The sequence below is a fragment of the Streptomyces sp. NPDC088553 genome (genome assembly GCF_044752965.1).
Taxonomy (GTDB): Bacteria; Actinomycetota; Actinomycetes; order Streptomycetales; family Streptomycetaceae; genus Streptomyces.
Window position 1 is genome coordinate 559,983 of sequence record NZ_JBIVMG010000001.1, and the last position, 14,552, is coordinate 574,534.

12 protein-coding genes are annotated in these 14,552 nt (G+C 71.0%); 9 read left to right on the top strand and 3 right to left on the bottom strand.

Annotated features, from left to right (window positions below; translation table 11 throughout):
* Window positions 1–87 precede the first annotated feature (87 nt).
* The 3 genes from ACIP8Z_RS02590 to xdhC are packed head-to-tail and all read left to right on the top strand — an operon-like array spanning window position 88 to window position 4,773.
* Complete coding sequence (locus ACIP8Z_RS02590; protein WP_402077761.1) at window positions 88–1,563, top strand: xanthine dehydrogenase small subunit; 1,476 nt, start codon at window positions 88–90, stop codon at window positions 1,561–1,563.
* Complete coding sequence (gene xdhB / locus ACIP8Z_RS02595; protein WP_402077763.1) at window positions 1,560–3,968, top strand: xanthine dehydrogenase molybdopterin binding subunit; 2,409 nt, start codon at window positions 1,560–1,562, stop codon at window positions 3,966–3,968. The genes ACIP8Z_RS02590 and xdhB overlap by 4 nt, the downstream gene beginning before the upstream one ends.
* A 1-nt stretch (window position 3,969) precedes the next feature.
* Window positions 3,970–4,773 carry a xanthine dehydrogenase accessory protein XdhC gene (gene xdhC, locus ACIP8Z_RS02600; protein ID WP_402077765.1) on the top strand — a complete coding sequence of 268 codons (804 nt, stop codon included), beginning with the start codon at window positions 3,970–3,972 and terminating at the stop codon, window positions 4,771–4,773.
* Window positions 4,774–5,003: 230 nt separating this feature from the next.
* On the opposite strand, the gene corA is transcribed toward xdhC, so the two are convergent.
* Window positions 5,004–6,086: a magnesium/cobalt transporter CorA gene (gene corA / locus ACIP8Z_RS02605; protein ID WP_402078882.1), complete on the bottom strand. Its 1,083-nt coding sequence runs from the start codon at window positions 6,084–6,086 to the stop codon at window positions 5,004–5,006.
* A gap of 422 nt (window positions 6,087–6,508) precedes the next feature.
* Window positions 6,509–7,153: a type III effector protein gene (locus ACIP8Z_RS02610; RefSeq protein ID WP_402077768.1), complete on the bottom strand. Its 645-nt coding sequence runs from the start codon at window positions 7,151–7,153 to the stop codon at window positions 6,509–6,511.
* A 132-nt stretch (window positions 7,154–7,285) separates the two neighbouring features.
* On the opposite strand from ACIP8Z_RS02610, the gene ACIP8Z_RS02615 reads away from it, so the two are divergent.
* From ACIP8Z_RS02615 to ACIP8Z_RS02640, 6 genes are all read left to right on the top strand, one after another.
* Window positions 7,286–7,720 (top strand): Hsp20/alpha crystallin family protein, encoded by a 435-nt coding sequence (locus tag ACIP8Z_RS02615; RefSeq protein WP_402077771.1) that lies wholly within the window; start codon window positions 7,286–7,288, stop codon window positions 7,718–7,720.
* Between the two features lie 99 nt (window positions 7,721–7,819).
* Window positions 7,820–8,218, top strand: coding sequence for a DUF2267 domain-containing protein (locus ACIP8Z_RS02620; protein ID WP_402077773.1), 399 nt, complete (start codon window positions 7,820–7,822; stop codon window positions 8,216–8,218).
* 148 nt (window positions 8,219–8,366) lie between these two features.
* A complete protein-coding gene (locus ACIP8Z_RS02625; RefSeq protein ID WP_402078885.1) occupies window positions 8,367–8,765 on the top strand; it encodes a DUF2267 domain-containing protein in 399 nt (132 codons plus the stop codon).
* Between the two features lie 620 nt (window positions 8,766–9,385).
* Window positions 9,386–10,930 carry an FAD-dependent oxidoreductase gene (locus ACIP8Z_RS02630; RefSeq protein WP_402077775.1) on the top strand — a complete coding sequence of 515 codons (1,545 nt, stop codon included), beginning with the start codon at window positions 9,386–9,388 and terminating at the stop codon, window positions 10,928–10,930.
* Between the two features lie 245 nt (window positions 10,931–11,175).
* Window positions 11,176–11,400 (top strand): DUF6480 family protein, encoded by a 225-nt coding sequence (locus ACIP8Z_RS02635; protein WP_402077777.1) that lies wholly within the window; start codon window positions 11,176–11,178, stop codon window positions 11,398–11,400.
* 251 nt (window positions 11,401–11,651) lie between these two features.
* A complete protein-coding gene (locus ACIP8Z_RS02640; protein WP_402077778.1) occupies window positions 11,652–12,836 on the top strand; it encodes an alcohol dehydrogenase catalytic domain-containing protein in 1,185 nt (394 codons plus the stop codon).
* 176 nt (window positions 12,837–13,012) lie between these two features.
* Here the strand turns inward: ACIP8Z_RS02640 and ACIP8Z_RS02645 are convergent, their stop codons facing one another.
* Window positions 13,013–14,059, bottom strand: a complete 1,047-nt coding sequence (locus tag ACIP8Z_RS02645; RefSeq protein ID WP_402077781.1) for a fatty acid desaturase family protein — start codon at window positions 14,057–14,059, stop codon at window positions 13,013–13,015.
* Window positions 14,060–14,552 lie beyond the last annotated feature (493 nt).

Consider the following 14,552-nt stretch of genomic DNA (forward strand, 5'->3'; position numbering starts at 1 on the left):
CATCGAGCCGCCGCCACCGAGAGAGAAAGCTCCTGAAATGGCGACTTGGATAGTCACGACAACCGCGCACCCGAACGGGGACGTTCCGTGGTAGCGGCGCGGCCCGCGACCACCGTCACGGTCAACGGCGAAGAAGCACCGATCTCACCGGCCGCGCCCCACACCACGGTGCTGGACTTTCTGCGCGAGCGTGGCCTCACCGGCACCAAGGAGGGCTGCGCCGAGGGCGAGTGCGGAGCCTGCTCGGTCCTCGTGGCCCGTCCCGGGACGGACAAGCCCACGGATTGGGTGGCGGTCAACGCCTGCCTGGTCCCGGTCGCCTCGCTCGACGGTCAGGAGGTCGTCACCTCCGAGGGGCTCGCCACCGCCGGCGTGGCCGGCGCGCCGGCCACGCTGCACCCGGTGCAGGAGGAGATGGCCGTCCGCGGCGGCTCCCAATGCGGTTACTGCACACCGGGATTCGTCTGCAGCATGGCCGCCGAGTACTACCGGCCGAGCCGCTGCGCGCACCCGGACCCGGCCGGCAGCGGCGATCCCGAGCACGGTCCGAACGGTTTCGATCTGCACGCGCTGAGCGGAAACCTGTGCCGCTGCACCGGCTACCGCCCCATTCGCGATGCCGCGTTCGCCGTCGGTACGCCCTCCGGGGAGGACCCCCTCGCGCGGCGTCGCGAGCTGCCCCCGCCCGAGCCGGTGGCCACCGCGTACACCCAGGACGACAGCGTGTTCCTGCGCAGGGGCACCCTGGCCGAGACGCTGCGGGTGCTGCGTGAGCGGCCCGACGCGGTCGTGGTCGCCGGTTCCACGGACTGGGGCGTGGAGGTCAACATCGCCTCCCGCCGGGCGAACTGTGTGGTCGCCGTCGACCGGCTGCCCGAACTGCGGGAGCTGCGCGTCGCATCCGACCATGTCGAGATCGGGGCGGGGCTGACCCTCACCGAGATCGAACGCCGTCTCGACGGCGAAGTCCCCTTGCTTGCTGAGCTGTTCCCGCAGTTCGCGTCGCGGCTCATCCGCAACAGCGCGACGCTCGGCGGCAATCTGGGGACCGGTTCCCCCATCGGAGACAGTCCGCCGGTACTCCTCGCGCTCGAGGCGTCGGTGGTGCTCGCCGACGCCGACGGCGAGCGCGAGGTGCCCCTCTCCGACTACTTCACGGGCTACCGGCAGAGCGTGCGCCGTCCCGGTGAGCTGATCCGCGCGGTCCGCGTCCCGCTGCCGCTGGCACCGGTCGCGGCCTTCCACAAGATCGCCAAGCGGCGCTTCGACGACATCTCCAGCGTGGCCGTCGCCTTCGCGCTCGACATCGAGGGCGGGATCGTCCGCAAGGCGCGCATCGGCCTGGGCGGCGTGGCCGCCACCCCGCTCCGCGCCCTCGCCGCGGAGGCTGCCCTGGAGGGCGAGCCCTGGACGACCGGGACCGTCGAGGCCGCGGCCCGGGTGCTGCGGGCCCAGGGCACCCCCATGGACGATCACCGCGCCAGCGCCGGCTACCGCGCCGCGATGCTCGGCCAGAGCCTGCTGAAGCTGCACGCGCGAACCACCGAGGCGGTGTCGTCATGAGTCAGTTGTCCGAGCGTCCCGAAAAGCCCGTCGTCGGCCTTTCGATGCCGCACGAGAGTGCCCACCTGCACGTCACGGGCGCCGCGCTCTACACCGACGACCTGGTCCACCGCACCAAGGACGTCCTGCACGCCTACCCGGTCCAGGCCGTGAAGGCGCACGGCAGGATCATCGCGCTGCACACCGGGCCCGCGCTCGCCGTACCCGGTGTGGTCCGCGTGCTGACCGGTGCCGACGTGCCCGGCGTCAACGACGCCGGGATGAAGCACGACGAGCCGCTCTTCCCCGACGAGGTCATGTTCCACGGCCACGCGGTCGCCTGGGTGCTCGGCGAGACCCTGGAGGCGGCGCGGCTCGGTGCGGCGGCCGTCGAGGTGGAACTCGAGGAGCGGCCCTCCCTGATCGCGCTGCGCGACGCGATCGAGGCCGGGAGCTTCCACGGCGCCCGCCCCGTGATGCGGACCGGCGACGTCGACGCCGGCTTCGCCGACTCCGCGCACGTGTTCACGGGCGAGTTCCAGTTCTCCGACCAGGAACACTTCTATCTCGAGACGCACACGGCGCTGGCCCTCGTCGACGAGAACGGGCAGATGTTCGTCCAGAGCAGTACCCAGCATCCTTCGGAGACGCAGGAGATCGTCGCGCACGTCCTCGGCCTGCACAGCCACGAGGTGACCGTGCAGTGCCTGCGGATGGGCGGCGGCTTCGGCGGCAAGGAGATGCAGCCGCACGGCTTCGCGGCCGTCGCCGCGCTCGGCGCCAGGCTGACCGGCCGGCCGGTCCGCGTACGGCTCAACAGGACCCAGGACCTGACCATGTCCGGCAAGCGCCACGGGTTCCACGCCGAGTGGAAGATCGGCTTCGACGGCGACGGCCGCATTCAGGCCCTGGACGCCACCCTGACCGCCGACGGCGGCTGGAGCCTGGACCTGTCCGAACCGGTGGTCGCCCGCGCGCTCTGCCACATCGACAACACCTACTGGATTCCCCACGCCCGCGTCGCCGGCCGCGTCGCCAGGACCAACAAGGTCTCCAACACCGCGTTCCGCGGCTTCGGCGGACCGCAGGGCATGCTGGTCATCGAGGACATCATGGGCCGGTGCGCGCCGCTGCTCGGCCTGGACCCGATGGAGCTGCGCGAGCGCAACTTCTACCGGCCGGGCCAGGGCCAGACGACGCCGTACGGGCAGCCTGTGACGCACGCCGACCGGATCTCGACCGTCTGGCGGCAGGTGCGGGACGACGCCGCCCTCGCCGATCGAAAGCGCGAGATCGCGGCCTTCAACGCCGCGCACCCGCACACCAAGCGGGGGCTCGCCCTCACCGGGATCAAGTTCGGCATCTCGTTCAACCTCACCGCCTTCAACCAGGGCGGCGCGCTGGTGCTGATCTACAAGGACGGCTCGGTCCTGATCAACCACGGCGGCACCGAGATGGGGCAGGGCCTGCACACCAAGATGCTGCAGGTGGCCGCGACCACGCTGGGCATCCCGCTGCACAAGGTGCGGCTGGCCCCGACGCGCACGGACAAGGTGCCGAACACCTCCGCCACGGCCGCCAGTGCCGGAGCGGACCTGAACGGCGCGGCGGTGAAGAACGCCTGCGAGCAGTTGCGCGGGCGGTTGTCGCAGGTGGCGGCCACCCAGCTGGGTGTGAGCGCCTCGGACGTACGCATCGTCGAGGGCGTCGCGCGCGCCCTGGGCCACGACGGGGAACTGGCCTGGGACGACCTGGTGCGCACCGCGTACTTCCAGCGGGTGCAGTTGTCGGCGGCCGGTTTCTACCGGACCGAAGGCCTGCACTGGGACGCCAAGGCCTTCCAGGGCTCACCGTTCAAGTACTTCTCCTACGGCGCCGCCGCCGCCGAGGTGGAGGTGGACGGCTTCACCGGTGCGTACCGCATCCGGCGGGTGGACATCGTGCACGACGTCGGCGACAGCCTCTCCCCTTTGATCGACATCGGTCAGGTCGAAGGGGGTTTCGTCCAGGGCGCGGGGTGGCTGACGCTCGAGGACCTGCGCTGGGACACCGGTGACGGACCGAACCGCGGGCGGCTGCTGACCCGGGCGGCGAGTACATACAAGCTGCCGAGCTTCTCCGAGATGCCCGAGGAGTTCCACGTACGGCTGCTGGAGAACGCCACCGAGGAGGGCGCGGTCTACGGCTCCAAGGCCGTGGGCGAGCCTCCGCTGATGCTGGCGTTCTCGGTGCGCGAGGCGCTGCGCCATGCCGCCGCGGCGTTCGGGCCCGCCGGAGTCAGCGTGGAACTCGCCTCCCCCGCCACGCCGGAAGCGGTGTACTGGGCGATCGAGGCGGCCCGCGCCGGCGGCGCCGCGCGAGACGCGGACCACGCTCGCGACGGCGACGCGCTCCGCATCGACGCGGGCTCCACGAGCCATGCCTGACATGACCTGGGTCACCGCGGTCGCGCGGCTGCGGGCCCGCCGGGAACCCGGCGTGCTCGCGACCGTCGCGGCCGTGCGCGGGCACGCGCCGCGTCGGGCCGGTGCCAAGCTCGTCGTGGGACGGACGGAGGCCTGGGGTTCGATCGGCGGCGGCAACATCGAGGCCGTCGCGATCGATCGGGCCCGCGAGCTGATCGGCACGCCCGATCCGGAAGCGGAGCTGATGGAGTTCGCCCTCAACGACAAGGTCACGGGCCCGCACGGCGTGCAGTGCTGTGGCGGGGCCGTCACCGTACTGCTCGAACCGCTGCCGGTGGTTCAGGCCGTGGCGGTCTTCGGTGTCGGGCACGTCGGCCTTGAGCTGGCACGCATCCTGGCCCGCCACGACCTCGACCTGCACCTGACCGACAGCCGTGCCGACATGCTCACCGACGGACGGCTCGGTGTGCTCGCGGACGCCGTGGCACAGATCCACGTGCACCACACACCGCTGCTTCCCGAGGAGGTACTCACGGAGTTGCCGGCCGGCACCCATGTCCTGATCATGACCCATGATCACGCCGAGGACGCCGCGCTGTGCGACGCCGCGTTGCGCACCAGCGGTCTCGGCTCGATCGGGCTGATCGGCTCGGCCGCCAAATGGACGCGGTTCCGGCGGCGGCTGGCCACCGAGGGCGGCCATGACGCCGCCGCCATCGACCGGATCAAGACCCCGATCGGCATCGCCGAGATCGCCGGCAAGGAACCCGCCACGATCGCCCTGAGCGTCGCGGCCGACCTGATGCGGCACGTCGCTTCCGGATGACGGGTCGAGACCGGCCGGACGCGCCGGCTCCCTTCGGCGCCCGGAACACGTCGACGCGGCGGGAATCCGGACCCCTGCGAGGGGGGGCGGAAAATAGCCCTTTGCTTCCGTCGGTCCCTGCCGACTGGTCACCGCGACCGCACTGGCAGCGGTGACCGGCACGGTGGTGCCGGGTACGGCCATGGCCGGCACGGCGGCCGAGGGCTGGGCGTGGCTCACGTCGGGCGAGGTCAGAGCCAGCCGTTGCGGCGGAAGCCGCGGTGGATGACGAAGCAGGCGACGGCCATGACGCCGAGGACCACGGGGTAGCCGTAGGTCCAGCGCAGCTCGGGCATGTGGTCGAAGTTCATGCCGTAGACGCCGCAGACCATGGTCGGGACCGCGATGATGGCGGCCCAGGCGGTGATCTTGCGCATGTCCTCGTTCTGCGCGACGGTCACCTGCGCGAGGTGGGCCTGGAGGATCGAGTCGAGGAGCGTGTCGTACGAGGCGACCTGCTCGGTGACGCGCGCCAGGTGGTCCGTCACGTCACGGAAGTACGCGCGTATCTCCGCCGCGACCATCGGCAACGGTTCGGCCGCGAGGCGCTGGAGCGGACGGCCCAGCGGCGCCACTGCCCGCTTGAGTTCGAGGAGCTCGCGCTTGAGCTGGTAGATCCGGCCGACGTCACTCCGGTGACCCTGCTCGGAGAAGACCGCGGTCTCGATCGCGTCCAGATCGTCCTGTACGGCCTCGGCGACGGCGAGGTAGTCGTCGACGACATGGTCCGCGATCGCGTGCAGCACCGCGGAGGGCCCCTTGGCCAGCTGCTCCGGCTCCGATTCCAGGGCCTCGCGGAGCGGGCCGAGCGAACCATGCCCCCCGTGGCGGATCGTGATGACGAAGTCGGGTCCGGTGAAGGCCATCAACTCGCCCGTGTCCACCACCTCGCTCGATGCGGTGAGCTCCTCGTGCTCCACGTAACACACCGTCTTGAAGACGGCGAACAGCACGTCGTCGTACTGCTCCAGCTTCGGCCGCTGGTGGGCGTGGACAGCGTCCTCCACCGCGAGCGGGTGCAGCCCGAACAGCTCGGCCAGCCCCGCGAACTCCTTCTCCTCCGGTTCGTGCAGACCGATCCACACGAACCCGTCACCCGACTTGCGCACGCGCCGCACGGCCTCCTCGGCCGACCGGACCCCGTCCTGCCGCACTCCGTCGCGGTAGACGACGCAGTTGACCACCGTGCTGCCGAGCGGCGAGCGCGCCGGGTGACTGAGGTCCACGGCACGCCGGTACGTGCGACGGACGGCGCTGCGCAGGCGGTGAATCATCGACACGAGGTGCTCCTTCGGCAGATCGCCGGACAGTCTGCCACCAGCCCGTTCGCGGACGACAGGCAGTCACACCGCGTCCGGGGCGCGCAGCCGAGCGCGCCGACACCACCGTCGAGATCCTGCCCGCCGACGCCTCCGAGAACCGTGATGTGAAGACGGCCGAGGTCGGCGCCGCCTCCGGTGTCTGCGCCGTCCTCGACGCCGGAACCGCCTACGGCCGCGTCACAACTCCCTGAGGAACGACGCCACTCCCGTCCTGAGCATCCGCGCGGAGCTGCCAGACGGTCCGCGCCGCCCGCCCGCCCGGGCGGGACGGGCCGAAAGGGGGCGCCGCCTGCCGCCCAGTGCGCTGTCCGGGCGGGGCGGGGGTCTGTGACCCCGGTGAAGTCGTCGGCGACGGTCTGGATTTGGGCCGGTCCCTATTCCGGCTCGGGCGTGTGGGCGCGACGCTGGTCGCTCTCGTCGCGGAGGTCTTCGGTGCGGCGGGTCAGGTTGTCGACGCGCTTGGCCAGGTCGGGGTGGGGGGTGAGGTGGGGGTGGGTGCGTGCGAGTGGTTCGAGGAGCTGGGTGGGGTCGCTGTGCGCGAGGGCCGCGGAGAGGTCGGCCTGTGTGTCCGAGGGCAGGGCGTCCAGGGCGGAGATCTGTCCGGCGAGCTGCCGCAGGTCGGCGGCGTTCGATCGGGCCCAGGCCTTGATGGTGCGGTCGGCGGCGCGGCGGTCGCGGATGGTCTGGACGCGTTGTTCTCCGGTGGTTCCGGGGTTGCCGGGGCGTACGCGGAGGTAGCGGCGTTCGGCGGCCTGTCGGCTGGTGACGCCGAGGGGGTGGGCGAGGTCGCCCCAGCTGGCGCCGGCGTCGCGGGCGGCCTCAATGAAGCGGGGCTCCCATGCCGCGAGCTGTTCGCGCAGCTCACGCAGGAGCAGGAGGGCGGCGAGTGCTTCCTCCGAGGAGCCGTGAGGTGTCGTGTCGGGGGTGGTCGCGGACCGGGCTGCTCGTACCGCTTCGTCGATCGTGGCCAGGGCGGCAAGCGCCGCGGGAAAGGTGACCGGTTGGTCGGCTCCTGTCACAGGATCACACCCTCTTCATCATGTCGTCCATCCGTTGACATTCAACTTGTCGTCGTTCGGATGACATGCTACAACGGTGACAGATGAAGCGCATTGGCAGTCACTGCCTGATCCCACTGGAGGTGTTTCGCGATGTTGATGCGCACCGACCCGTTCCGCGAGCTCGACCGCCTCACCCAGCAGATGCTGGGCGCGGCCGGCACCTGGTCACGGCCTTCCGCGGTGCCGATGGACGCCTACCGCGAAGGTGACGTCTACGTCATCGCCCTCGACCTGCCCGGCGTCGCGCCGGACGCGATCGACATCGACGTCGAGCGGAACATGCTGACGGTCAAGGCTGAGCGCCGCCCCGTCGCGAAGGCCGACGACGTCCAGATGGAACTGTCCGAGCGGCCCCTCGGCGTCTTCTCCCGGCAGCTGATGCTGGCCGACACCCTCGACACCGAGAAGATCACGGCCGACTACGAGGCAGGCGTGCTCACGCTGCGCATCCCGATCGCCGAGCGCGCCAAGCCCCGCAAGATCGCCATCGGCCGGGGCGACGACCGCAGGCAGATCAGCGGCTGAACCGTAGGAGAGACCAGGAGCGGAGGGCGGAAGCATTTCCCCCTCCCCCGTCCTCCGCTCCCCGCATTCACGCATTCACGCATGCGCAAGGGGGTCGTCATGAGACTGCGTTGGCAGACGTTCCTCGACAAGATCCAGGAGCGCGGCGACTACAGCTCGCCGCAGGAGGCCGAACGCGCCGCCCGCACCGTGCTGGCGTTGCTCGGCGCGCACCTGGTCGGTGACGTGCGGGCCGCACTCGCCGCCCGCCTGCCGGAGACCTTCGCCCTGGTGCTCCTCAACCCGCTCCAGGCCACCGAGCCCCTCTCGCCGGAACGCTTCGTACGCGCGACGGCCGCCTGGATCGAAGGAGCCACCGAACGGACAGCCGCCTGGGACGTCAGCGCCGTCCTCAGTGTCGCCGCCGACGCGGCCGGCGAGGAACTGACCTCCCGGATACTCCTGCAGCTCCCACCGGGCTACGACCTCCTCTTCGGCCGGCCTCACCACCCCCGGTGAGCCGGCACCCCCTGAAACGTGTTCGCTCCGCCCGGCCCACCGACCGGGCCCGAAGAGAACGGCGATCTCCACCGGCATGACTCTTCAGACCGAGACCACGACAACGCCCGCCCACGGCAGCATCACCACCGCGGCGCCCTACTCCCGGATGCTCGAGCGTGTGCGCTACGAGGGCGCGTACCCCACCCTCGAACGCGCCGACGAAGCCGTCCAGTCCGTACTCGCCGCGCTGGGACGTCAGCTCGTCGGCGACGAACGCGTCGACCTCGCCGCACGCCTTCCCGTCGAGGCCGCCCTCGTCCTCACCGCCCAGGTCCCCGCCGTCACACCCCTCACCGGATGGGAGTTCGTCAAGGACCTCGCCGAGCACACCGGCAGCACACCGGCCCACGCCCGCTGGAACGTCGGCTCCGTCCTCGCCGCCGTATCCCAGCTCGCCGGACCCGAACTCCTCGACCGCATCATCAACCAACTCCCCTCCGGCTACGCCCTCCTCTTCGGAAAGGCCGAACTCCGCCAGCCGCCGCGCAGGACCACCTCCTTCTGACCCCCTCCCGCGCATCGCAGGTGCGCCCCCGACCTCAGCGGCGGCACCGGAGCTTCGGCCGGCCCACGGCGGGCCGGCCGTCATACCGAACTCGATCACGTGGCGTGCCTCTGGCGGGAAGGCGGCGACGGCCCTTCCCGCCCAGTGGCACGTCCGGTCGAGGGCAGGGGCCGGGGACGCCCCGTGGACAGGAGCGGTCCACGTCGAGAGGATCGCGTAACGGATCCACGTCTCCGGGAGAGGGTCCATTGCCATGCCGACGGCCCAGGGCGCGTGTCGGGCCAGGCGGAGCGGGTAGCCGCACACTAGTTGATCCGGCCACCAGTTCGGATCTCCAGCCTCAGGAGGTGTCGGAATGGACGCTGTCAACAGCTCCAGCCGCTCCAGACAGGCGGAGGAGGCGGCCACGGGACAGGTCAGGACCTGCCGACCCGCCTTCCGTGAGTACGACGTCGATCCGGCCGCGGAACCCAAGGGTCAGGATGCCGACCCTGAACCCCAGATAGTCCGTGGCGAGGACTGACACTCGCCTCCACCCCCGTGAGCAACGCCCCTCCCGCCTGCACCCGAAAGCTCTTCCCCCGGCGCGTCAGGGCGGCTTTCCCGGGCAGGGGCCGCACATGAACCGACTTGCGGACAGCGGAAGCTCCTACTGGATGGGCACGGCCGCCCTGCCGTCCTTCCCCCCTCTCGCCGGGGCGGCGGAGGCGGACGCGGTGGTCATCGGGGCCGGTATCGCCGGCCTCAGCACGGCATGGGAGCTCACCCGGGCGGGGCTCGACGTCATCGTGCTGGAGGCGGGCCGGATCGCGGGAGGGGTCACGGGCCATACGACGGGAAAACTCACCGCCCTCCACACCAGCGTGTACGCCACGCTCCGGACCGAGCATGGAGACGACGCCGCCCGCTGGTACGCGGACTCCCAGAGCGCCGCGCTGCGGCACGTCGTCGAGGTGGTCGGCGAACTCGACATCAACTGCGACCTGGAACGGCGCCCGGCCCTCACCTACTGCGAGCAGCCCGAAGGCGTCGACGCCCTGCGCGCGGAGGCGGAGGCGGCACGGGCGGCCGGCCTCACCGCTTCATTCGTCACGGAGACCGGCCTGCCCTTCCCCGTAGCCGGCGCCGTCAGGGTGGAGGACCAGGCCCAGTTCCACCCCCTGGCGTACCTGAGCGGACTCGTCGACGACCTCGTCGCGCTCGGCGGCAGGATCCACGAGGGCACCCGCGTGATGGAACTCGACCGCGGAGACCCCTGCCGCCTCGGCACCGATACCGGGGCCACCGTCTCCGCCCGGCACGTCGTGGTGGCCACCCACCACCCCCTCTTCGACCACACGCTGCTCGCCGCGAGGCTGACTCAGCACCGCGACCTGGTGATCGCGGGTCCCCTGCCCGCCCCGCGGGACCCGGAGGGCATGTACATCACAGAGGAGCGCGGCAAGCGCTCCGTCCGGACAGCGCCGCTGCCGGACGGCGGACGGCTCCTGATCGTCACCGGAGAGGCGTTCAAGCCCGGCACCGGGGAGGACACCGAGGCCGGGTACGCCCGTCTCCAGGACTGGAGCGAGCAGCACTTCCCCGACGTCACGATCACCCACCGCTGGGCGGCACAGGACAACAGCTCCACGGACACCCTGCCCCTCATCGGCCGCATGCCCGCCGGCGGCGACAACGTCTACGTCGCCACCGGCTTCGCCGGCTGGGGGATGACCGGCGGTGTCATGGCGGGGACCGCCATCGCCGCCGTCGTGCGTGGCGAGCCGGAGCCGTGGACCGACCTCTACGCTCCGAGCCGCCTCGGCTCTACCGTCCGTTCCGCGCCGACGCTTCTCAAGGCCCAGTGGGAGACGGGCAAGCACTTCGTCAAGGACCGCCTGGAGACCTTCGGTGACGGCACCGACGGGACCGTCCGGGAACTGCGGCCGGGGCAAGGCACAGTGGTCCGCGCGAAGGACGGCCCCTGCGCCGTGCATCGCGACGACCGGGGCGGGCTCCACGCGGTGTCGGCCGTCTGCACCCATCTCGGGTGCGTCGTCGCCTTCAACAACGCGGAGCGCACATGGGAATGTCCCTGCCACGGCTCTCGCTTCGGCGTCGACGGCGAGATCCTTCAGGGGCCGGCGCTGAGCCCGCTCGAACGACGGGATCCCGACGAACTGTGAGGCCACGTTCGTCGTCGAGGAGCGGAACGGAGGCGGCGGAGCCCGCAGGACACCGACTCCGCGTGCGGCCAGGACCAGAAGGCCTTCATCACCGTCCGCTCCCCCGCCCGGCCCTTTCCGAAAATGTCGCGTAAGACCGTTTTGTACACCTCGGGGGTGGAAAGTCGCAGGGCATGGTGCGCATCAGACGAACGCCGTCGACCCTGCGTCCGTCAGCCCACGGCAACTCCCCGGAGATGAACGTCATGACCGTCCCCAGCAATCCCGACCCGGACCCCTTGAACACCATCGAGGACACGTCCCGGCCTGGCGCGACACCGCCGGCGGAGTCGGGTACGAGCACAGGCACCGGTCCGTACCGGCCGCCGCGGCGAGGCTGGGCGGCAGGGCCCCTGCTGATCATCTGGTCGCTGGCCGTCGTGTTCGCCCTGTTCTTCCTCGTGTACGCGATCATCCTCATCACCGACTGACCCGGCCCGCCGGCCCCTGGTCCCCTGTCGCTGCGCCTCCGGATTCCGCCGGGGGGACGCTCCTCGCGCGCCGCGAGCGCCCGGGCCGAGCCCCTTACCGCGCGGGGGGCCGAGGAGTCCCGAAGTCCACGTCGGGCCGCGTCGGGGAGGCGCGCCGAAAAAATCACCCTCGTGTCGGTTCGGACTCTTCGTCGAGGGCAGTCGCCGAGCGAAGGCAAGGCCCGTGACGAGAGTTCGGCTGAGGAGCAGCGATGAGGGCACTGACCTGGCACGGCAAGCAAGACGTACGCGTGGACACGGTGCCCGATCCGGTGGTCCGAGACCCCGACGACATCGTCGTCGAGGTCACGACCACAGGGCTGTGCGGCTCCGACCTGCACCTCTACCTGGTCCTGGGCGCCTTCCTCGACGTCGGCGACATCCTGGGCCACGAGGCCATGGGCATCGTGAAGGAGATCGGCCCCGCCGTCACCGCCGTGAAACCGGGCGACCGGGTCGTCATCCCCTTCAACGTGTCGTGCGGAACGTGCTTCATGTGCGACCGCGGCCTGCACTCGCAGTGCGAGACCACACAGGTGCACGAGCACGGTACGGGCGCATCGCTCTTCGGCTACACCAAGCTCTACGGCCAGGTGCCGGGAGGCCAGGCCCAGTACCTCCGGGTCCCCTTCGGCAACACCCTCCCCATCCCGGTGCCGCACGGCCCGCCCGACGACCGTTTCGTGTATCTGTCCGACGTCCTGCCGACGGCATGGCAGGCGGTCGAGTACGCGGCCGTCCCGCGCGGCGGCAGCGTCGCCGTCCTGGGGCTCGGACCCATCGGGGACATGAGCTGCCGCATCGCCGCCCATCACGGCGCGGAGACCGTCATCGGCATCGACCTCGTGCCCGAACGTCTGGAGCGGGCCAGGGGCCGCGGTGTGCGGACGCTGGACCTCAGGGAGTTCAAGGACGGCCTGACGGACGCCGTGCGTGAGCTCACGGGAGGCCGCGGGCCGGACGCGGTCATCGACGCCGTCGGCATGGAAGCGCACGGCAGCCGGGTCGCCGGCGCGGCGCAGACGATGACCACCCTGCTGCCGGACGCCCTGGCCGCGGGACTGATGAAGACCGTCGGAGTCGACCGTCTCTCCGCCCTGTACGCGGCCATCGACCTCGTCCGGCGCGGGGGCACCGTATCCGTCTCCGGTGTGTACGGAGGCGCCGCCGACCCGCTGCCCTTGCTGACCATGTTCGACAAGCAGCTGCAGGTGCGCATGGGCCAGGCCAACGTTCACCGCTGGGCGGGAGACATCCTTCCGCTCCTCACCGACGAAGACCCGCTGGGCGTGGACGGCTTCGCCACCCACCGGCTGCCGCTGGAACAGGCGCCGGACGCCTACGAGATGTTCCAGAAGAAGCAGGACGGCGCCGTCAAGGTTCTGTTCACACCCTGACGGGCTCACGATCATCGGGCGCGGCCCGCCGCGAAACCCACCGCATGCTGCGGGCCATCGCGAGCAAGCCGCAAGCCTGTGAGGTGAACGGTCATGAGCCTCCGGGAGACGCGAGGGATCTCCTACGGGATGCCGCGCGCAACCGGTTCCGGTAACCGGTTGCGCGCGGCTTTCCGTCAGGCGGTGCGCGGCCTTCGGAGGGGGGCTCCCGCCGCGTGGAGACTGGCAAGGGTCTGCCGGTAGGAGTGCGCCAGGCTGGTCTCCAGGTAACTGACCCCCAGCTCCTCGCAGTACGGACGCACGATGGTCTGCGCCCGGCGCAGGTGCGGGCTGGGCATGCTCGGGAAGAGATGGTGCTCGATCTGGTAGTTGAGACCGCCGAGAACGATGTCGGTGAACCGGCCCCCGCGCACGTTGCGGGAGGTCAGCACCTGGCGCCGGAGGAAGTCGGGCCGGTCGGTGCCCCTCAGAACCGGCATCCCCTTGTGGTTGGGGGCGAAGATCGAACCGAGGTACATGCCGAAGAGGCACTGGTGGACGATGAGGAACACGACCGCCTTGCCGGGCGGCAGCACCAGGAACAGCACGCCGAGGTAGGCGGCGAAGTGGACGGCGAGCAGGAATCCCTCCCACGCGCGGTTCTTGAGTGAGCGGTCGAAGAGCGATCGCACACCGGAGACGTGCAGGTTGAACCCCTCCAGCGTGAGGAGGGGGAAGAAGAGGAGCGCCTGTGAGCGGCCGAGGAGCCGGGGCAGTCCCCTGGCCGTGCGGGCCTGGTCCTGGGTCCAGACGAAGATGTCCGGGTCGAGGTCGGGGTCGAGGTCCTCGTGGTTGGGGTTCGCGTGGTGGCGGGTGTGCTTGTCCTGCCACCAGCCGTACCCCATGCCGATGCCGAGGTTGCCGGCGATGCGCCCGGACACCTCGCTGGCTTTGCGGAGCCGGAAGACCTGCCGGTGGGCGAGGTCGTGCGCGAGCAGCGCCACCTGTCCGAACACGAAGGCGAGGAACGCGGCTGCCGGCAGTGTCCACCAGCTGTCGCCGATGAGGAGGAAGCCCGTCCAACCGGCGGCGTACAGGGCGGTGACGGCCGCGATGCGCAACGCGTAGTACCGGGGGCGGCGTGCCATGAGCCCGGCCTCCTGGATCTTCCGGGAGAGGCGGGCGAAGTCACTCCCCGTCCCCGTCAGTACGGGAGGGGGGCGTACCGTCTGTGGGGTATCCATGATCAGAAACGGCCTTCCGTGATCGCCGGACGGAAAAGGGAGCGTGGCACCTCCGGGATTCCGGGGTGCCGTCGCGCCTCGGGCTCACCCCTGGTGAGGGCGCCCCTGAACTGCGCATACCCGGATTACCGGAATCGACGTGAGCTCAGGCCGTTCTTTCTCCTCCGCCCCCCCGGCGTCCGGGCGGCCACCGAGACGGTACGCCGGTGTCCAAGGGTGCAGGGCCTCCTCGCGGACACCGGACGACGCGAAGCGGCCCGGACGACGCGAAGCGGCCAGGACGACGCGGTCGCCGAACGCCCCTCGGCCGTCCGTACCTTACGGACGTCCAGGCCGTGGTGTATCGGCCTCTCCACACGAAGAGCCCCTCGCGGGGGACGCCTCCGGACGGGCCGTGTGGTCGGGGTGGCCGGTGGTGCGCCGTCCCTCCTTCAGCCGGGCCTCCAGGAGGTCCGTCCTTCCGTCGGCGGGGTCGGCCACCGCGCCGCGTCGG

Bases quoted from the DNA above. Each gene is read 5' to 3' on its own strand.
- xdhB (WP_402077763.1), top strand. From the start codon at position 1,560: ATGAGTCAGTTGTCCGAGCGTCCCGAAAAGCCCGTCGTCGGCCTTTCG.
- xdhC (WP_402077765.1), top strand. From the start codon at position 3,970: ATGACCTGGGTCACCGCGGTCGCGCGGCTGCGGGCCCGCCGGGAACCC.
- corA (WP_402078882.1), bottom strand. From the start codon at position 6,086: ATGATTCACCGCCTGCGCAGCGCCGTCCGTCGCACGTACCGGCGTGCC.
- ACIP8Z_RS02615 (WP_402077771.1), top strand. From the start codon at position 7,286: ATGTTGATGCGCACCGACCCGTTCCGCGAGCTCGACCGCCTCACCCAG.
- ACIP8Z_RS02620 (WP_402077773.1), top strand. From the start codon at position 7,820: ATGAGACTGCGTTGGCAGACGTTCCTCGACAAGATCCAGGAGCGCGGC.
- ACIP8Z_RS02625 (WP_402078885.1), top strand. From the start codon at position 8,367: ATGCTCGAGCGTGTGCGCTACGAGGGCGCGTACCCCACCCTCGAACGC.
- ACIP8Z_RS02630 (WP_402077775.1), top strand. From the start codon at position 9,386: ATGAACCGACTTGCGGACAGCGGAAGCTCCTACTGGATGGGCACGGCC.
- ACIP8Z_RS02635 (WP_402077777.1), top strand. From the start codon at position 11,176: ATGACCGTCCCCAGCAATCCCGACCCGGACCCCTTGAACACCATCGAG.
- ACIP8Z_RS02640 (WP_402077778.1), top strand. From the start codon at position 11,652: ATGAGGGCACTGACCTGGCACGGCAAGCAAGACGTACGCGTGGACACG.
- ACIP8Z_RS02645 (WP_402077781.1), bottom strand. From the start codon at position 14,059: ATGGATACCCCACAGACGGTACGCCCCCCTCCCGTACTGACGGGGACG.